The 19,976-nt window shown below is 69.6% G+C and carries 9 protein-coding genes; 5 read left to right on the top strand and 4 right to left on the bottom strand.

All coding sequences use genetic code 11. From position 1 onward, the window contains the following. Positions 1–141: 141 nt before the first annotated feature. Together ACFQ9Z_RS08805 and ACFQ9Z_RS08800 are read right to left on the bottom strand one after the other, a co-directional pair. Positions 142–972: a glutamate ABC transporter substrate-binding protein gene (locus ACFQ9Z_RS08805; RefSeq protein WP_383013020.1), complete on the bottom strand. Its 831-nt coding sequence runs from the start codon at positions 970–972 to the stop codon at positions 142–144. Between the two features lie 84 nt (positions 973–1,056). Then, positions 1,057–1,833 (bottom strand): amino acid ABC transporter ATP-binding protein, encoded by a 777-nt coding sequence (locus ACFQ9Z_RS08800; RefSeq protein ID WP_383013017.1) that lies wholly within the window; start codon positions 1,831–1,833, stop codon positions 1,057–1,059. 295 nt (positions 1,834–2,128) lie between these two features. On the opposite strand from ACFQ9Z_RS08800, the gene ACFQ9Z_RS08795 reads away from it, so the two are divergent. Beyond that, positions 2,129–2,815, top strand: coding sequence for a response regulator transcription factor (locus ACFQ9Z_RS08795; RefSeq protein WP_383013014.1), 687 nt, complete (start codon positions 2,129–2,131; stop codon positions 2,813–2,815). Positions 2,816–2,824: 9 nt separating this feature from the next. After that, positions 2,825–4,231: an ATP-binding protein gene (locus tag ACFQ9Z_RS08790; protein WP_383013011.1), complete on the top strand. Its 1,407-nt coding sequence runs from the start codon at positions 2,825–2,827 to the stop codon at positions 4,229–4,231. A gap of 222 nt (positions 4,232–4,453) precedes the next feature. Here ACFQ9Z_RS08790 and ACFQ9Z_RS08785 read toward each other — a convergent pair whose 3' ends face one another. Further along, the gene (locus tag ACFQ9Z_RS08785; RefSeq protein ID WP_383013008.1) at positions 4,454–5,452 is read right to left on the bottom strand and encodes a TAXI family TRAP transporter solute-binding subunit; all 999 of its coding nucleotides are present in this window, start codon (positions 5,450–5,452) and stop codon (positions 4,454–4,456) included. A gap of 106 nt (positions 5,453–5,558) precedes the next feature. Here ACFQ9Z_RS08785 and ACFQ9Z_RS08780 point away from each other — a divergent pair, with 106 nt between their 5' ends. Further along, complete coding sequence (locus ACFQ9Z_RS08780) at positions 5,559–5,966, top strand: MazG nucleotide pyrophosphohydrolase domain-containing protein (RefSeq protein ID WP_383013005.1); 408 nt, start codon at positions 5,559–5,561, stop codon at positions 5,964–5,966. 137 nt (positions 5,967–6,103) lie between these two features. On the opposite strand, the gene ACFQ9Z_RS08775 is transcribed toward ACFQ9Z_RS08780, so the two are convergent. Beyond that, complete coding sequence (locus ACFQ9Z_RS08775) at positions 6,104–12,211, bottom strand: LamG-like jellyroll fold domain-containing protein (RefSeq protein ID WP_383013002.1); 6,108 nt, start codon at positions 12,209–12,211, stop codon at positions 6,104–6,106. 356 nt (positions 12,212–12,567) lie between these two features. Here ACFQ9Z_RS08775 and ACFQ9Z_RS08770 point away from each other — a divergent pair, with 356 nt between their 5' ends. Then, positions 12,568–19,746, top strand: coding sequence for a polymorphic toxin-type HINT domain-containing protein (locus ACFQ9Z_RS08770; RefSeq protein ID WP_383012999.1), 7,179 nt, complete (start codon positions 12,568–12,570; stop codon positions 19,744–19,746). After that, positions 19,746–19,967 (top strand): hypothetical protein, encoded by a 222-nt coding sequence (locus ACFQ9Z_RS08765; RefSeq protein WP_383012995.1) that lies wholly within the window; start codon positions 19,746–19,748, stop codon positions 19,965–19,967. The genes ACFQ9Z_RS08770 and ACFQ9Z_RS08765 overlap by 1 nt, the downstream gene beginning before the upstream one ends. The last annotated feature ends 9 nt before the right edge of the window (positions 19,968–19,976 follow it).

Raw genomic sequence — 19,976 nt, 5'->3', positions numbered from 1 at the left:
CCCTGAGCAAATGCCACCACGTCGCCCCGCGCTCCGGGTGGGGTGGCGTTCGTGGTGGGGGGGGGGCGCCGCCGCCGGCGCGGCGGCCCACCGCGGGAACCCTGCGTCACCCGCCGGAGTGAGCGCCGGCGGAGTCACGCGTTACTTGACGATCTGGCCGATCTTCGGGGCCTGCTCGTTCTTGTAGTGGGCCGGACCGAAGTTCTTGTCGACGGCCTTCTGCCAGGAACCGTCGCTGACCATCTTCTCCAGCGCCTTGTTGATCTTGTCCTCGGTCGCGGTGTCGCCCTTCTTGACACCGATGCCGTAGTTCTCGTTGCTCAGCTTCAGGCCGGCGAGCTTGAACTGGCCCTTGTACTTGTCCTGCGCCGCGAAGCCCGCGAGGATCGAGTCGTCGGTGGTCACCGCGTCCACCGCGCCGCTCTGCAGGCTGGCGATGCACTCGGAGTAGGTGCTGTTCTCCTTCAGGTTCGCCTTCGGGGCGATCGTCTTCTGGACGTTCTGCGCGGAGGTCGAACCGGTCACGGAGCACAGGTTCTTGCCGTTGAGGTCCGTGCCCTTGGCGATCTTCGAGTCGGCCTTGACCAGCAGGTCCTGGTGGGCCAGCAGGTACGGGCCGGCGAAGTCGACCTTCTGCTTGCGCTCGTCGGTGATCGAGTACGTCGCGGCGATGAACTTCACGTCACCGCGGGCCAGCGCGTTCTCCCGGTCGGCGCTCTTGGTCTCCACCCACTGGATCTCGTTCGGCTTGTATCCGAGCTCCTTGGCGACGTAGGTGGCGACGTCCACGTCGAAGCCGGAGAAGGAACCGTCCGGCTCCTTCAGGCCCAGGCCCGGCTGGTCGTACTTGATGCCGATCTTGACCTTCTTGCCGCCGCCCGAACCGCTGTCCGAGTTGCCGCCGCACGCGGTGGCGCCCACGGCGAGGGCGAGTACGGCGGCCGAGGCGGCGGTGACCTTGCGGAGCTTCATGGTGAACATCCTTTGCGTGGTGGGAGAACGAGGCCGGTGAGGGACGGGCGGCCCCGGAACGTCAGGGCGCGCGGGTCCGCGCGGTCAGTGGTGCAGGATCTTCGACAGGAAGTCCTTGGCCCGGTCGCTGCGCGGTGCGCTGAAGAACTGGTCGGGCGCGGCCTGCTCGACGATGCGGCCGTCCGCCATGAAGACCACCCGGTTGGCGGCGGAGCGCGCGAAGCCCATCTCGTGGGTGACCACGATCATCGTCATGCCCTCGCGCGCGAGCTGCTGCATGACCTCGAGGACCTCGTTGATCATCTCGGGGTCGAGGGCCGATGTCGGCTCGTCGAAGAGCATGACCTTCGGGCCCATCGCCAGCGCCCGGGCGATGGCGACGCGCTGCTGCTGGCCGCCGGAGAGCTGCGCGGGGTACTTGTCGGCCTGGGTGCCCACCCCGACCCGGTCGAGCAGCGCGCGGGCCTTCTCCTCCGCCTGCTTCTTGTCCGCCTTGCGGACCTTGATCTGGCCCAGCATCACGTTCTCGAGCACGGTCTTGTGCGCGAAGAGGTTGAAGGACTGGAAGACCATGCCGACGTCGGCGCGCAGCCGGGCCAGCTCCCTTCCCTCGTGGGGAAGCGGCTTCCCGTCGATCGTGATGGTGCCGGAGTCGATGGTCTCCAGCCGGTTGATGGTGCGGCACAGGGTCGACTTCCCGGACCCGGAGGGCCCGATGACCACGACGACCTCGCCGCGGGCGATCGTCAGGTCGATGTCCTGGAGCACATGCAACGCGCCGAAGTGCTTGTTGACGCTCTTCAGGACGACCAGTTCGCCGGTCGCGGCCACGTCTTCCTTGGCCACCGATACTTCGGTCATCGCTCTCGGGCTCCGTCCTCCTCGGTTTCGGTGGACAGTAGTGAGAGCCCGTGACCAGCGTCATCACATCTGAGGGGAATCTGAGCATCACGATCCGATAGCAATCGGACACATGTCGTAGCACTTGCGTTCCGTGCCACGTATCGGGCGCATAACGGAAGCGCCGGGCAACCGGAACCCTCTTGACGCCGTCCTTGTCCATCGGCGTGACTTCATCCTGCACGCGCGCGTGCACGGGAGATACAGACCGAACGAGAACGACGACCGTACGACCACTGAACCGGAGGGGGCGGCGATGAGACTGCTGCTCGTCGAGGACGACAATCACGTCGCCGCGGCCCTGTCCGCGGTCCTCGCGCGGCACGGATTCGACGTCACCCACGCGCGCAGCGGCGAGGAGGCGCTCCAGGCGCTCGTCCCCGAGGCCGACGGTTTCGGGGTGGTCCTGCTCGACCTGGGCCTGCCCGACCAGGACGGTTACGAGGTCTGCGGCAAGATCCGCAAGCGCACCAGCACCCCGGTGATCATGGTCACCGCCCGCGCCGACGTCCGCTCCCGCATCCACGGGCTGAACCTGGGCGCCGACGACTACGTCGTGAAGCCGTACGACACCGGAGAACTGCTCGCCCGGATCCACGCGGTCAGCCGGCGCACCGTGCACGAGGAGCCCGTCCCGGACGCCGGCCACGCGCTGCGGCTCGGGTCCGTGCACATCGAACTGCCCACCCGCCAGGTCAGCGTGGACGGTTCGGTGGTCCAGCTGACGCGCAAGGAGTTCGACCTGCTCGCCCTGCTCGCGCAGCGGCCCGGCGTGGTCTTCCGGCGGGAACAGATCATCAGCGAGGTGTGGCGCACGAGCTGGGAGGGGACCGGCCGCACCCTGGAGGTGCACGTCGCCTCCCTGCGCGCCAAACTGCGCATGCCCGCGCTGATCGAGACCGTACGAGGCGTCGGCTACCGGCTCGTCGCCCCGGCCGCGTAGCGGGGACGGGTGCGCACCCGGCTGCTGCCGCTGCTCATCGTCCTGATGGCGGCCGTGCTCCTCGCCCTCGGCATGCCGCTCGCCGTCAGCCTGGCCGCCGCCCAGCAGCAGAAGGTCGTCGTCGACCGGATCGACGACACCGCGCGCTTCGCCGCGCTCGCCCAGTTCGTCACCGACGCGCCGACCGCGTCCCGGCCGTCCACCACGGACGAGCGCAGGCAGACCCTGCGCCGCGAACTCGACAGCTACCACGGCGTCTACGGCATCCGCGCCGGTGTCTTCTACAGCAACGGCGCCGCCATGGCCAATGCACCCGGCGACTGGCTCGTACCGCGGACGGGGGAGGTCCGGGAGGCCTTCGACGAGGCGCTGCTCAGCCGCCGCAGCCACGATCCGCAGCAGGTGTGGCCCTGGCAGCGCGGCCGGCTGGTGGTCGCCTCACCGGTGATCCGGGACGGGGACGTGGTGGCGGTCGTGGTCACCGACTCGCCCACCGGGCAACTGCGCTCGCGCATCCTGCGCGGCTGGCTGGTCATCGGGGCCGGCGAGGCCGCCGCGATGCTGCTCGCCGTCGGCGCCGCGCTGCGGCTGACCGGCTGGGTGCTCAGACCGGTGCGCGTGCTGGACGCCACCACGCACGACATCGCCACCGGGCGGCTGAAGTCCCGGGTCGCGGTCGGCGGCGGCCCGCCGGAACTCAGGCGGCTGGCACGGTCGTTCAACGAGATGGCGGACAACGTCGAGGACGTCCTGGAGCAGCAGCGCGCCTTCGTCGCGGACGCCTCGCACCAGTTGCGCAACCCGCTGTCGGCGCTGCTGCTGCGCATCGAACTGCTCGCCCTGGAACTGCCTGAGGGCAACGCGGAGATCGCCTCGGTCCGCACCGAGGGCAAGCGCCTCGCGCAGGTCCTGGACGACCTGCTCGACCTGGCGCTGGCCGAACACGCCGAGGCCGACCTCCGGCTGACCGACATCGGCGCGCTCGCCGAGGAGCGGGTGGCGGCCTGGGCGCCGACCGCGGACGCCAAGGGAGTCCGGCTCACCGGCGACTGCCCGCCCACGACCGGCTGGGCCGACCCGATCGCCCTGTCCAGCGCGCTGGACGCGCTGATCGACAACGCCGTGAAGTTCACGCCCGAGGACGGCACGGTCGAGGTCACGGTGGCCTTCGACGGCGACAGCACGACGATCCGGGTCAGCGACACCGGGCCCGGCCTCACCGACGAGGAACTCGCGCGCGTGGGCGACCGCTTCTGGCGCAGCGGCCGCCACCAGAACGTCAAGGGCTCGGGGCTCGGCCTGTCCATCAGCCGTGCTCTGCTCTCGGCGGCCGGCGGATCGATCGGCTACGCGCACCACGAGCCGCGCGGGCTGACGGTCACGGTGACGGTGCCGCGGCACGCCGAGCCGCGCTAGTGCTGTGACCGGAAAGGTTCACCGGCTCGCGGCGTCCGGCACGGCACCTCGCGGCGTTGTCGCATCACCCGAGTACATCCAGTACGCGGGTGATGCTCCGCCTTGCGACGCACCGCACCGGACGCCGCGTGCTTTCCGGCAAACCTTTCCGGCCACAGCGCTGGACACCGCCCCGGCCGCCCGGGCCCCGGCTCGCGCACGGGCGCCCGCCGCGAACGTCCGCTACGGCTTGACCGACCGGTAGTAGCGCCGGGCGCCCTGCTGCAGGGGCAGCGGATCGGTGTAGATGGCGGTGCGCAGGTCCACGAGCTGCGCGGAGTGGACGTGGGCGCCGATGTCGTCCCGGCTCTTGATCACCGTGCGGGTGACCCACTCGGTCAGCCGGGGATCCACGTCCGTGCGGGTCATCAGCACGTTGGACACCGCGATCGTGGCCACCGTCGAGCCGTGCTGCACGCGCGCGTACGCCGACTCGGGAATGTTGGTGGCCCGGTAGTACCGTCCGGCCTCCTCGCCCGCGTGCAGCTTGGCGACCAACTCGCCGTCGATCGGCACGAACTTGAAGGCGCCCTTCCTGGCCAGTCCCTCCAGGCCCTTCGTGGGCAGCCCGCCCGACCAGAAGAAGGCGTCGATCCTGCCCTGGGCGAGGCGGGCCGGCCCGGTGTCTATGCCTTCCGACACCGGTGTGATGTCCTTGTGCGGGTCGATGCCGGCGGCCTTGAGCACCCGCTCGGCGATCAGCCGCACCCCGGAGTCGGGCAGGCCGGTCGCCACCCGCTTGTTGCGCAGGTCGGCGACGCTCTCGACGTCGGAGTCGCGCGGCACGATGAGCTGCACGTAGTCGTCGTACAGCCGGGCCACTCCGCGCAGCCGGCCGGCCGCGTCCGGGTGCCGGTGCTCGTACGTCGCCACCGCGTCGGCCGCCGCGATCGTGAAGTCGGCGTGCCCGTCGGCCAGCCGCTGGACGTTCTCCTGCGAACCGGCGCTGTTCCGCAGCTTCACCTTCAGGCCGGGCATGTCCTTGCGCATCTCGGTGCGCAACCGCTTGCCGTACTCCTCGTAGACCCCGCGGGACGTGCCCGTGATGAAGACGATCGTCCCGCTCGGCGGCTTCTCGCCCAGCGGCAGCAGCCACCACAGCAGCAGCCCGAGGGCCACGGCGCCGGCGGCCGCGCTCTGCAGCGCCCGGCGCCTGCTGATACGGGGGAACACCTTGGACATGCGGGCGATCCTGCCAGCCGCCCGCGGGGCTGACCAGGGCCGGGGTCATCACAGGGTGCGACGGCGGCGCGGCCGGGCTGTCGGTGGCGGCCGTTAGAGTCGCCGCATGAGCACATCGCCCGCCCGACTCGTCCGCGAATTCCACCTCGCCTTCGGCCTCGACGCGCACGGCACGCCCACCGAGGTGGCGCCCGAACTGGCCGCGCGCCGCGGGGAACTGCTCGCCGAGGAGGCCGCGGAGGTGGCCGAGGTGTCGGTCGGGGGCCCGCTGGACCGGCTCGCGCACGAGCTGGCCGACGTGGTGTACGTGGCGTACGGCACCGCGCTGGTGCACGGCATCGACCTCGACGAGGTGATCGCCGAGATCCACCGCGCCAACATGAGCAAGCTGGGCCCCGGCGGCCAGGTCGCCCGGCGTGCCGACGGCAAGGTCCTCAAGGGGGAGCACTACCGGGCGCCGGACGTGGCGGCCGTACTGCGCGGGCAGGGCTGGAGACCGGACGGCGCTGCCTGACACCGGCCGTACGGCCCCCTCTCCGGGCGGCGGCCCGGGCGGCGTGCCCCGCACGGCCGCCCGGAACGCGGGCGGGCCCCCGCCGCTCCGGAGGGGAGCGGCGGGGGCCCGTCGCGTTGGCGCCGTGGGCACTCGGGTCAGCGCAGGGCGCCGACCTCCGTCGCCGACAGGGCGCGGGGGTAGACGTGGACGTCCGCGACGGAGCCGGGGAACGCCATGTACGGGGTCGTGGCGGAGGCGCTGTTGACGCAGCCGCCGACGGTCAGGGGCAGGGAGGAGTCGTACTGCGGGCTCAGGTTCTTGGCCGTGCCCATCAGGGAGCCGTTCTGGTAGAGCGCCATGGTTCCGGTGTCGGCGTCCCCGGCGACCGGGGCCCGGAACGTGGCGACCAGATGGGTCCAGGTGCCGACCGGACCGGTGTTGTTGTCTCCTTCAGCGGTCGGGAAGTCGGCGTTGTCGTCGTTGGTGGTCGTGGTCTGGAACATCCAGGCGCCGCTGGGTCTGTCGTAGGAGAGGTAGAAGGACTGGTGCTCCGTGGTGCCCTGGCAGACCGCGGTGGTGCCCAGGGCGGAGTTGATCTTCACCCAGGCCGACACCGTGTAGTCCCCGAGCGTGTTCACGGCGCTCTGCCTGCTCCTCAGGAACCCGGTGCTGCCGTCGAAGGCGACGCTGCCGGACAGCCCGCTGGGCGCGTCGGTGCCGAAGGTGACGCCGCCGGACGGGGTGAGCGGGTTCAGGGCGGCGCTGTCGGCGCCGTCCGAGCCGAGCTTCCAGTCGTCCTCGGGCATGCCCTTGTCCCAGCCGGCCGGGACGATCACGCTGTTCGCACCGGCCTCGCCCGGCGCCATCGCGTAGGGGTAGACCTGCACGTCCGCGACGGAACCGGGGAAGGCGTTGTACGGCGACGTCGCGTCGGGACTGTTGACGCAGCCGCCGATGGTCAGCGGCATGGACGAGTCGTACTGCGGGGTGAGGTTGGTGGCCGTCCCCATCAGCGTGCCGTTCTGGTAGATCGACATCAGGCCGGTGCCGGCGTCGCCGTCCACGGGAGCGGTGTAGGTGACCAGGAGGTGCGTCCAGGTGCCCAGGGCGCCGGTGCCGGTGTCGCCCTCCGCGGTGGGGAAGTCGGCGCTGTCGTCGTTGGTGGTCGTGGTCTGGAACATCCAGCCCTTGTTGCCCCGGTCGTAGCCGATGTAGAAGGCCTGGTGCTGACTGGTGCCCTCGCAGATGGCGGTGGCCGGGTTGTCCGCCGAGTCCAGCTTCACCCACGCGGAGAGGGTGTAGTCGGCGAGGGTGTCGACCGCGGTGTGGTCGCTCTCCAGGAAGCCGGTGCTGCCGTCGAAGGAGGTGGCGCCCGCCGGGGCGTTGACCGCGTCCGGTCCGGCCGCGTTGAAGGTGGCGCCCCCGACCGCGGTGAACGGGTTGTCCCCGCGTGCGTCGCTGCCGTCGGCGGACAGGTCCCACTCGTTGTCGGGAGTGTCGCTGCCGGTGGCCTCGGGGACGATCAGGTTCGGCGCGATGGCGACGACCTGGGTGTTGGTGTCGTTGACGTAGCGGGCCGCGAGGTCGCCGTAGTACGCGTCGGACGGGTTGCCGCCGGAGAGGTCGGCCGCCTTGACGGTCGACGAGGTGGCCGTGCCGTCCGTGGAGACCGCCGCGGCGAAGTCGATGACCTGGGTGGGGAAGTTGTCCAGCAGGTAGCCGTTGACCTGCTCGCGTGCCGACTCCTGCGTCGCCGTGCCCGGGTGGGCGGCGGTGAACGGCGGGATGGTGCTCAGGTAGACGGTGATGTTGGAGTTCTGCGTCACCGGCTGCCCGTTGACGTACGCCTGACCGTCGTCGGTGTAGTAGGAGCTGATCTGGCTGTTGAGCGAGGCCAGACCGTTCTCCACCTTGGTGGCGCAGGTGTTGGCGTCGCCGGTGCAGTTGAGCAGGTCGGCGGCGCCGGTGGAGACGAGCACCGTGCGCACGTTGCCCTGGGCCAGAACGTTGCGGTCCAGCGGGTTGAGCGCGTTGGTGGGAGCGTCGGCGTTGGTGGTCTGCGGCAGCAGGTTGCTGCTCAGGCTGGTGCTGTTGGTGCCCGCGTTGAGCACGCCGTAGTCGACGGCGCCGTCCCCGTTGGGGTCGTTCACGATGGCGCCGGTGATGGCGTCGCCGAGGTGGTGCCGGCCGTCGCCGCTCGCGGTGTCGCCGTTGACGCTCTGGTCGCCGTAGAGGACCAGGGAGCCGGTCGGCGCGGAGGCCGGCGTGGTGACGTCGATGCCCGCCAGGTAGGGCAGACCCGTGTACGTGGTCGCGGTGTACTTCGTGGCCGCGGTGTCAGCGGTGCGGTTGGCCGCGTCGCTGACCCACACCGGGGTCCGGGCCAGGCCGTGCCCGGGCATGGCGGACACCGAGCCGTGCACCTGCAGGCTGACCAGCACGGTCGCCTGCTGGGCCACGGCCAGCGTCACGGGGTCGCTGGTGACGTCGCCGCCGGCCGGGACGGTGACGGAGGCGGAGCCGCCCGCGAAGGTCAGCGGCACCGGTGCCGCGGCCGTCGTGGCGCCGCCCGCGGTCGCGTCCTGCAGGGCGACGGAGGCCGCGTCGAAGGTCACCGGGGCGGTGCCCATGGCGTTGGACAGGTGGACGCGCACTCCGTTGCCGTCGTCGGTGCCGATGCTGACCTGGGCCGGCATGCGCAGCGTCTGTCCGCTGACGGTGGCGGTGGCGCCGCTCGACTGCTGCACCTTGGCCGTGTCCTGGACGGAGGAGAAGGTGCCGACCCAGTGCTGGGAGCCGTTGCCGGTCAGGGGCCGCACGCCGATCCCGAGAACGTGCAGGGTGGGCTGGCCGGACTGGACGCCGTTGGTGAACAGCGGCAGGGAGACGCTGCTGACGACCGAGCCGGGGCAGGCCAGCGGGACGCTGACGGCGTAGATCTTCGGCCCCGGGCTCGGGCTGGTCTGGGTGTTGTTGCTGTGGTTCTGGTGAACGAGGGTCAGCGTGGCCGCGGAGGCCGGCCCGCTCATCCAGTCGGGCACGGTGTCCAGCGTGTACGACTGGTCGGCCGGGTTGCCGTCGGGGTCGAGGCAGTTGCCCTTGCCGTAGGTGACGGTGCCGGTGGCGCCCTTGGCCGCTCCGCCGGTGGCGAAGGCGAGGAAGACCAGCGCGTCACCGGTGTTGACCACGCCGCTGCCGGGCACGGTGACGGTCTGGCCGGAGGCCAGCATGTTGTCGTAGCTGCCGGTGCCGAACTTGGGCAGCGTGATGGTGGCGCCGTCGACGGTCACCTGCTTGCCGCTCTGCCAGCCCGCCGTGGCGGTCAGGTCGGCGGAGTTGATGCTGTTGCCGGAGCCGTCGGCGTCGGCCGCGCTGGTCGTGGTGGTGAAGGTGCTGGTCGCGGTGTTGTTCAGGCAGCTCGAGGTGCTGTTGACCGCACAGGTCAGCGCGGGTGCTAGGCGCAGCACGTCGATGCCCGCCTGGTAACCGGACGAGCTGGGGTTCTTCCCGGTCAGGGTGAGTGTCAGGGTGTGCGCGCCCTGCTTGAGGGTGAGCAGCTGACCGGTCGTGTCCTTCGGGATGCCCAGGTTCACGAACCGGGTCGTCACGTAGGAGCTGTAGGCGTCGAAACCGCTGATGAGAGTGGACTCGGTGGGCTTGCCCGCGTCCAGGACCAGGCGGTAGATGCCGTAGTCCTTGGCCCTGGTCACATTGACCCCGAAGCTCCAGGGGCCGTCCTTGGGGACGTCGAAGCCGAACGTGGCGCTGTCACCGGAGACGACCTTCGTCGTGCTCTTGTTGGCGAGCATGGCCTGGTAGCCGTCGGCGAACTCGTACCCGCTGCCGGCCGCCTGGCTGATCAGCTGACCGCCCTTGGAGATGGTCGTCGCCTTGGGCACGGCGGTGGTGGTCCCGTCGGCGTTGGCCGCCGTCCAGCCGGCGATCATCTTGTCGCCGTAGGCGTACGTCGGGGTGCTGGTCCCGGCGTAGAAGGCGTAGGACGTCTGGGTGATCGACGTCGAGCCGGCCTGGTCGACGGCCTTGGCGTACAGGGTGTGCGGGCCCGCGGTGCCGGGGGCGAAGGCGGGGGAGGCACTGCCGTTGACGACCGCGGTGCCGGTGCCGGGCCCGTTGTCGGAGGTGACGTAGTACACCTTGCCCGACGTGATCTTCGTGCCCGTGGTCCAGTGGGTGACGCCGCTGCTGTACACCGTGCTGCCGAGCGTGGCGTCCAGGCAGAAGAGGTAGCCGGTGACGTTGTTGGTGTGGTTGTTGCTGAGCGTGAAGGTGCCCTTGTCCCCGAACGCGGAACCGATCTGCTTGGCCGGGAACTGGCTGGAGGTCACCGTGGGCGCCGGTGGCGCGCTGGTGTCCACCGTGAACGTCTGCGTCTTGGTCCAGATGCCGGAGCCGGAGCCGGCCCAGTAACCGGCCGCGTTCTGCGCGGTGGCCTTCCAGGTGTAGGTGCCGTCGGGAAGGCTCGGGGTGGTCCAGTCGCTGCCGTTGGTGTTGTACCGGGCACGTTTCCTGGAGTCGAGGTTGGGACCGAAGCCCTGGTGGATCAGGGTGCCGGAGGAGTTGAAGACGTTGTAGTCGACGCGCACCAGCTCGCTGCCGCCGGCCAGGTCGGGGTCGACCGCGCGCGCGGACAGGGTCGGGGTGTGCGTGGTGGTCATCGTCTTGCCCGAGCTGACGATGGAGGGCTTGATGGCCGGGGTGCCGGTGCCGTTCTTCAGCTTCGGGCGGTAGCTGTAGGTGACCGACATGGTGGCGCCGCCGCCGTAGGCGAGCTGCTTCCACTGGGTGGCGTCGTTCATGTCGGGCGACTGGACCATCAGCGTCATGCTCTTCCAGCCGCCGGCCGCCGCGCTCTTCGCCCGTGAGGTCACGTCGAACTCGAGCGAGGGCGGGCTCACCCAGGAGTGCGCGCCGTCGGTGACCGGGCACGTACCCGCCTCGTGGCTCACGGGGTTGCTGCCCAGCGAGCCCGTGCGTCCCCCGGGTTCGTGCCCCCAGTACAGCGAGGAGGAGCTCCACCCGGCGGGCCGGTCGGTGCCGTAGACGGCGGCCGGGGTGTCGGCACAGGAGGCGGCGGAGAGCTGCTTCACGTACAGCGAGGCCTTGGTGACCACGGCGCCTTTGATGCCGCTGGTGTTCATCTGGTAGTAGGTCCGGGCCCGCTCGCCGTTGCCGGGGTAGGAGTTGTCCCAACCCTCACGGGCGTTGGTCGAACCCGACGTGGAGGTGGAGTTGTAGACGTTCCACCCGTTGTCGGAGATCCGTGCCCAGTCGAGCTGCGAGGGCCGGCCGCTCCACTCCGGGTCCACGTACACCGGGTAGGCGGTGCTCCCGGCGTCGAGCAGCTTCTCGTCCAGGCCCAGCAGCTGCTTGCCGGACTTCAGGCTCACCCGCACCTGGGCACGGTGCCTGCCGACCTGCGCCGCGGCCTTGTGCTCGGCGTCGGCCGAGGAGAACGCCGCGCCACCGGCCCGCCCGCCGGCGCTGTCCCACATCAGCGCGGTGTCGCTGTGGAAGACCGTGCGGCCGGTGCGCCTGTCCGTGGCCTGCGCACCGCCGTCGCGGGTGGACACGAGCTTCAGACGGGCCGACGTGGTGTTCAGCGCGAGGTGCCGCAGGCGCGGATCGGTTGCCGCCTTGCGGGTCTTGACGACCAGGACCGAGGAGTACCCGGAGGCGTCCGCGGTGAGCTGGAGGTCGACCTGCGGCAGGACGTCCGGGTAGGTGGCGGTGTCCCCCGAGATCAACGGCCGGGGCAGCTTGCCGGGCCAGGAGAAGCCCAGCCTGTCGCTGCCGCTGCGCATCGTGACCAGCGCGTGAGAACCGCCGCCGGAGAAGGCGACGTCGGTCACGGCGGCCTTGGGCGCCCAGGTACCGTCGGCCCGCCGCACCAGCGTGGTGTCGATCGGCACCCACTTGCCGTGCTGCCGGGTGCGCTGCGGCATCGAGGAGTCGGTGCGGGTGAAGGTGCCGTCCGGGTTGGCCACCACCGTCGTGCCGACGTCGGTGAGCTGATCGACCGGCACCGGCTTGCCGGTGGCCTTGGCACGCGCGGACGCGGACTCGGTGGCGTTGAAGCGGCGGGCGGCGGACCCGGAACGCGTGCTGTGCGACTTCTGGGACGGCCGGCTGGGGGTGGCGGGCGCCGCGTGGGCCGTCACCGTGGCGGTCAGCGATCCGGCCGCGAGGGCCGCGACCACGGCGGCGGCCAGTGGTCTGGAGGCTGGGCGTCTGGACGCGCGCATGGGTGTGCGAAAGGCGGACATCGACGTTGGGATCCTTCGCAGGTATCGGGCGGTCCCCCCGTGGGTCCGCGCCGCTGTGCATTCTGCGGGCCTTGATGAACGGAATCCATCAATGTGTGACCGCCAAGTACCGCTCTGCAGTCCGCTTTTGACGTATGCGGTACGGCTTGGGTTCCAACTCCCGCCATTCCTTGGCTATTTCACAAGAATCACTTTGCCTTCACAGACCACCCCAGGCCCTAGCGTGACTCGTCGCGGGGGGCTTGACCGACGTGTGCCCCCGTTTTGGCGTGCACGTGAACTCGCCTTTTCCTGACGCGAGTCGTGTGCCCTGCTTGGGGGAGGGATCCCACACGATGGTGCGGACAACGGGGTGGAGACGCGGCCGGACGGCTTCTCGCACTCGAAGACCTCGCCGTACGGTCTTCGCCGCGGTCGGCGCCCTGCTGGTGACGGGACTGCTGCCGGCGGGGACGGCCACCGCGGCCTCCGCGGCCGAACGCCACGTCTCGGCTCCCGCGGCCCCGCACGACAAGTCGATCCCCTTCACCCACAGGACGCCGAAGCGCGGCGCCGGGCACAAGGGCTTCAGGCACTTCGACCCCACCGGGCACGCCAAGCTGCCGGCGCCGGGCAGCGCGGAGGTCACCGTGCCCGTCGCGGCCGCCTCCACGCGGCTGACCGCCGACGCCACCCAGGTACGGGCCGGAAGGACGCCCGTCCTGCTCGGCGCCGGTGCCGCCGTGCGGCCCCAGGCGGCAGCCGTCAAGCACGCACAGCGCCTGCGGGTGACCGTGCTGGACCAGAAGAGCGCACGCGCCGCGGGCGTCCACGGCCTGCTCTTCACCCTGCGGCGCACCGGCCCCGGCAGCGGGAAGGTCGCACTGCGGGTCGACGACTCCTCCTTCCGCTACGCCTTCGGCGGTGACTTCGCCTCGCGCCTGCACCTGGTCGAGTTGCCCGCCTGCGCGCTGACCACACCGAAGCTGGCCAGGTGCCAGACCCAGTCCCCGGTGCGCACCGCGCCCGGGACACCGCTGTCCGCGCAGGTCGGGGTGCCGGGCATGAGCGCGCCGGCCCCGGCCGCCGCGGGCCGCCCGCGTTCGGCGGCGGCGTCCTCCGGTGCCATGGTGGTCATGGCGGCGACCGCCGGCGCTTCGGGCTCGTCCGGCGACTACTCGGCGACCAGCCTGTCGCCGGGCGGCTCCTGGTCGACGTCGGGGAACACCGGCGCGTTCACCTACAGCTACCCCATCTCGGTGCCGCCGGCGATCGGCGGTGCCGTACCGAACGTCGACCTCTCCTACAGCTCCTCCACCCAGGACTCGCGCACCGAGGGCACAAACAACCAGTCCTCCTGGCTGGGGGACGGGTGGAGCTCCACGGAGAACTACATCGAGCGGACCTACAAGTCCTGCAAGGACGACTCCTCCTCCGGGGCCCCGGACAACGACGGCGACCAGTGCTGGGCGGGACAGATCCTCACCCTGTCGCTGAACGGCAAGTCCACCGACATCGTCTACGACGACGCCACCAAAACCCTCCGCCCGGCCGACGACAACTCCACCACCAAGGTCGAGGACCTCACCGGCGCCACCAACGGCACCGACAACAAGGAGTACTTCAAGGTCACCCAGGGCGGGACCCAATACTTCTTCGGCCGTGACCGGCTGCCGGGCTGGACCACCGGCAAGGACGAGACCCAGTCCGTGTGGAGCGAGCCGGTCTATCACGCGCACAGCGGTGTGTCGGACTGCCCGGACAGCACGACCTTCGCCGACACTGCCTGCACGCTCGGCTACCGGTTCAACCTGGACTACGCCGTGGACACCCACGGCAACGCGACCGCCTGGTACTACAGCCCGGAGACCGGCTACTACGGCGCCGACAAGAAGGACACGGCGGTCGCCTACGTCCGCGGCGGCACCCTGGCCCGTATCGACTACGGCATGACGTCCTCGACGGTCTACTCCGGCACCGCACCCGAGCAGATCCTCTTCGACACCGCCGAGCGCTGCATCGCCGGCACCCCGACGGGCAACACCTGTGCGGACAGCCAGTTCACCACGGCCAACGCCGCCTACTGGCCAGATGTGCCGGTCGACCTGAACTGCGCCAAAGGATCGACCAGCTGCACCAACCACAGCCCGAGCTTCTGGTCCCGCAGGCGCCTGACCTCCATCACCACGCAGATCCAGACCGGCGGGGCGACCAAGCAGGTCGACAAGTACAGCTTCACCCAGTCCTTCCCCGACGGCGGTGACCACGCCCCCACACTGTGGCTCGACTCGGTACAGCACACGGGCCTGGACACCCTGGGCGGCGCCTCGGGCGGCAGCTCCACCCCGGCGGTGAGCTTCGACCCGCCGCTGCAGCTGCCCAACCGGGTCGGCACGATCCCGCAGATGCCGCTGATGTACCACGACCGCATCCAGACGGTCACCAACGAGACGGGCGCCGAGACGACGGTCACCTACGACCGTCCGGACTGCTCCAGCGCCCCGGCCAGCGATCCGAACGACCCCACGGACACGGCGGCCAGGACGTTCGCCTCCACCAACGCACTGTCCTGCTTCCCGGTGTACTGGACCCCCGACGGCCAGCCCGCGCCGTGGATGGACTGGTTCTACAAGTACAAGGTCTCCTCGGTCGTCACCAACGACCCGCACAACTCCTACCAGGACGGATCTCAGCCGGAACTGGAGACGGACTACGCCTACAAGGGCAAGCCCGGCTGGCACTACGACGACAACGAACTCGTCAAGGCCAAGAACCGCACCTGGGGCCAGTTCCGGGGCTACCCGGAGGTGGACGTCACCACCGGCGACCCCAACGTCTTCCACACCACCAACGGCGTGCAGGTCCACGACCAGAAGACGCTGACGAAGACCTACTACTTCCTGGGCATGAACGGCGACACCCTGCCCGGCGGCAAGACCCGTTCGGTGCCCGACCTGACCAGTCAGGACGGCGCGACAACGGTCGCGGACGACAACGACTTCGCCGGTCAGACCTTCGAGACCGACACCTACACCGCGTACGGCGGCAGCCTGGCGAAGGCGGTCGTCAACGTTCCCACGGTCATCGGACCCACGGCCGCCCGCAAGCGCAGCGGCCTGCCCGACCTGACCGCGCAGATGGTCCGCCCCGCCAAGACGCTGACCCGCGAGGCGGTGTCGTACGGCTGGCGCAAGACCGAGACGGACACCTTCTACAACCGCACGCTGGGCAAGCCGGACACGGGCATGCCGACGCAGGTCGACGACCGGGGTGAGACCACCGACAGCGACAACGTCGCCAAGTGCACCTACACCCGTTACCTCACCGGCAGCCCGGACACCCTGGTGCTGCCCGCCGAGTCCATCACGACCGCCCAGGACTGCTCCAGCGCCGGAGCGACCCCGGGCGGCACGCTGATCGCCGACACCCGCACCTCCTACGACAAGAACCCCTTCGCCTACGACGGGGACGGCCAGCAGAACCCGGCTCTGCCCAAGACCGGCGACGCCACCCTGGTCCAGAAGGCCTCGGCGGCCGGCGGCGCGACCGCCACCGCGTTCGTCGACCAGGCCGCCACCGTGTACGACTCCTACGGGCGGGCGACGAAGGTCACCCGCACCCCCAAGTCCACCTCACCGGACGGCAAGAGTCTCGCCCAGAGCGTCTACACCTCGTACACCCCCGCAGGCGGCGAGCTCCCCACCGGCAGCACCAACATCACCCAGGTCACGCCCGGTACGGACTGCTCGACGGCCACCGCGTCCACCAAGGACTGCCAGCTCGCGAGCAACACCCTGGACCCGGCACGCGGACTTCCCACCGCCAAGACGGACGCGGCCGGTCTGCTGACCTCCCTGACGTACGACGCGCTGGGCCGTACGACCGCCGTTTGGCTGCCCAACGAGATCAAGGCCAACAGCGCGCCGGCGAACCTGACCTACAGCTACAGCCTGTCCCAGTCGGCGCCGTCGACGGTCGTGTCCCGCACACTCCTGGACGACGGCACGTATCAGACGAGCGAAACCCTGTACGACGCCATGCTGCGGCCGTTGCAGGGCCAGGCGGCGGCCGAGAACACGAGCACCACGGTCAGTGACACCCAGTACGACTCGCACGGCTGGACGGTCGCGACCAACAACGCGTACAACGTCTCGGGCAACCCCGGCACCGCGCTGATCTCCGTGTCCCAGGTCTCCATCCCGGACACCACCGTCACCGACTACGACGGTCTCGGCCGGGCCGACCTGGTCACGGAGGAGCACGACGGGGTCAAGACCTGGGCCACGACCACCGCCTACACCGGCGACAGGATCACCGTCCTGCCACCCAAGGGAGGAGCGGCCAGCACCACCGTCGTCGACGCCCGTGGCCAGACCACCGAACTGGATCAGTACACGGTCCCGCCGACGGCGTCCGGAACGGCGGCCACCGGCTTCACCACCACCGGCGGCACCCCCTCGGCCACCATCTACGACTACACCGCCGCCGGCCAGCCGCATCAGGTCACGGGTCCCGACAAGTCGGTGTGGACGTTCGGCTACGACCTGCTGGGCCGTAAGACGTCCCAGACGGACCCGGACGCGGGAGGGAGCAAGTACGGCTACGACGACGCCGGCGACCTGACGTCCACCACGGACGCCAAGAAGGTCGAACTCGACTACACCTACGACCTGCTGGGCCGCAAGCTCACCGGCACGGACCACGCGAAGTCCGACTTCAGGTTCGCCGAGTGGACCTACGACACTCTGCGGATCGGCCTGCCGACCTCGTCGACCCGTTACGTCCAGGGCGTGACCGGCGGCTACACCGTAGGCGTGACCGGTTACACGAGCCTGGGCAAGCCGACCGGCTCCAAGATCAGTCTGCCGGCCTCGGAGGCGCCGCTGCCGTCGACGTACACCACGACCTACACCTACACCACGCACGACCAGCTGTTGAAAACCCAGAGCGACCCGCGTACCCAGGGCTTGAACAGTGAGGTCATCACCTACGGCCACGACGCCCTGGGCAACCCGACGACGACCGGCAGCAGCATCAACACCTACGTCGGCGGGACCGTCTACACGGCCTACGGCGAGCCGTCCCGGGTCACCCTGGGCGCTTCGAGCAATCCCGCCTGGGTCACCTTCGGCTATGACGACCAGACCCGACGGCTGACCAACCGGCTCGTGGAACGTACTCAGGCGCCCGGTCCGACCGTGGACGACACGAAGTACACCTACGATGCCGCGGGGAATCCCACTTCCGCGACCGATCAGCAGTCGGAGACCGGCAACACGGTCACCGATCAGCAGTGTTACAAGTACGACGCCCTGGACCGGCTCACCGACGCCTGGACCGCCAACGACAGCTGCGCCGCCAGCCCGCCCACGAGCAGCACGCTGACCAGCACCCCCGGCTCGTACTGGCAGTCCTTCGCGTACGACGCCACCGGCGTCCGGAAGCAGAGCGTCGACCACGCCATAGGCAGCGCCGGTACCACGGCCACCACCACCTACATCGACGGCTGCACCACCGGCTGCAACTCCACCGGCGCCCAGCCGCACACCCTGACAGCCACCACGGGAGGCACGAACCCGACCAAATTCGGCTACGACGAAGACGGCAACCTGCACACCCGTACGCCCACCAGCGGTCCCGGGCAGACGCTCAACTGGGACGACGAGGGCCACCTGGCCCAGATCGACGCCACGGGCGGCAACCCGTCGACCACCAGGTACCTCTACGACGCCGACGGCAACCAGCTCATCCGCCGCGACCCCGGCCAGACAACCCTGTTCGCCGGCGACACCGAGATCGTCGTCAACACCAGCGTCACCCCCAACGTCCTCCTCGGCGCCGTCCGCACCTACAGCCATGGCGGCAGCGGCGCACCCATGGCCGTCCGCTCCAGCCTCGCGGGTGGCGGCACCAAGTACCTTCTGAGCGACGCGAACGGCACGGCGAGCCTGGCGATGGACGTCACGACCCAGCAGGTGGCCCGCCAGCAGTACACGCCATACGGCCAGCCACGTTCGAGCGCCAACAGCACCAACTGGCCGGACCCCACCCACTCCTATCTCGGCAAGCCGCAGGACACCGCCACGGGCTACACCGACATCGGTGCCCGCAAGTACGATCCGACGCTCGGCAGCTTCATCAGCGTCGACCCGGTGCTGGAAGTGACCAGTCCGCAGGAACTCGGTGGATACACGTACGCAGCCGACAACCCCATCACCTCCGCCGACCCGACCGGTCTCGAGTCCTGCTACCCGCACTTCTGCTCCGGGAGCAACGGCACCTACGGGCCCTACAAGTCCCACAACGACCCCGCGTCGCCCGACTACGACGGAACCAGCTACGACGCACCCGGAGACGAAGGCGCACTGCCGCCCATGAAGCTGCTGAAGAGCTTCAACTCGGCTCACCCGGTGCCCACCGTCAGGATGATGGTGAACTACGGGACGTACCGGCAGGACCTGTCCCCGCTCAAGAACGTCGAGCTGTACTTCCGCGAGCGCTGCACCGGCGAAGATCTCCTGTGGACCAGCTCCTGCCAAGGGTTCCAGCAGTTCTACGACCACTGGTCCGACGTCAAGAAGGTCCCGAGCAACCCGTGCGAGGCGGTGAGCCTCTGTGAGTCCCTCGGCGACTTGGCCATGGGGATGGGCGGACTCGAGGAGGAGGCGCTGGCGGAGGGCGTTCCCTTCTGCAGCTTCGCACCGCAGACGCCAGTCCTGATGGAGAACCGCAAGACGAAACCCATCGGCAAGATCGCACCGGGTGACCGGGTGGAGAGCGCCGACCCGGACACCGGGAAGCACCGCGGTCCGCGGACGGTAACGGCCCACGTGGTTCATCACGACGACGACCTCGTGGACGTGAAGGTTCGGGGCACGGACGGCCACGAAGCGACACTCCACACAACCTCAAGGCACCCCTTCTGGGACGACACGCTCCACACCTGGGTCCCCGCCGGCAGGCTCAGGACCGGTCACGTCCTCAACAACGCCGACGACCACCACGTCCGCATCGTGGCCGTCACTGCTCGCCGCGGCGCCGCGGACATGTACAACCTCACCGTCGCCCAGCTCCATACGTACTATGTGCTGGCGGGTGGCACGCCGGTCCTCGTGCACAACACCGGCTGCGGTGAAGTCATCGCCCCACCACAGCTCGGACGCCTGTCGGTGACGGCGGCAAATCCCTCCGAGTCGGAGGTGGCAGCCGCCGAGCACATGGCATCCCTTGGAAATCACGTCGTCCTGAGGGACCCGGTCGGAACCAGGGCAGGAGGACAGACGAGCGACTTGCTGGTCAACGATGTCGCCTGGGACGTGTACTCGCCCACCAGCTCCAGTGTGAATTCCATTCTCAACAAAATCGCCAAAAAGCATTCTCAGGTGCACGGTGGCGGGGTTGTCGTGGATCTGTCCGGAACAGGTCTTTCGGCTTCCCAGTTCGGCGATGCTCTCACGCGAGTCAACGGGCAGATCAGAAGCTGGGGGAAGACCAGCTTCATCAGTGACATCAGATTCTTCGGAGGAGGGTCCTGATGGCGAAGATGCGGTGTAAATGCGGAAATCTCATCCGGGACGACGATCCGGAGAACAGCCTGATCCTGCTGCCGTACAAAGAGTTCGACGCCGATGACGTCGACGCCGGCATGCTCCTCGGGAGAGGAACAGACGCCAGGCGATGCAGCGTCTGCAATCGCATCTGGGTGTTCTGGGACGAGGGCTCCGCCGCCACCGAGTACGTCGAGGTCCGGGACTAGATCCGGCTG

The organism is Streptomyces sp. NPDC056580 (assembly GCF_042793175.1).
In the GTDB taxonomy this organism is placed as follows: domain Bacteria; phylum Actinomycetota; class Actinomycetes; order Streptomycetales; family Streptomycetaceae; genus Streptomyces.
The sequence above is the reverse complement of the archived record's forward strand: the minus strand, read 5'-3'. Positions and strand labels throughout refer to the sequence as shown.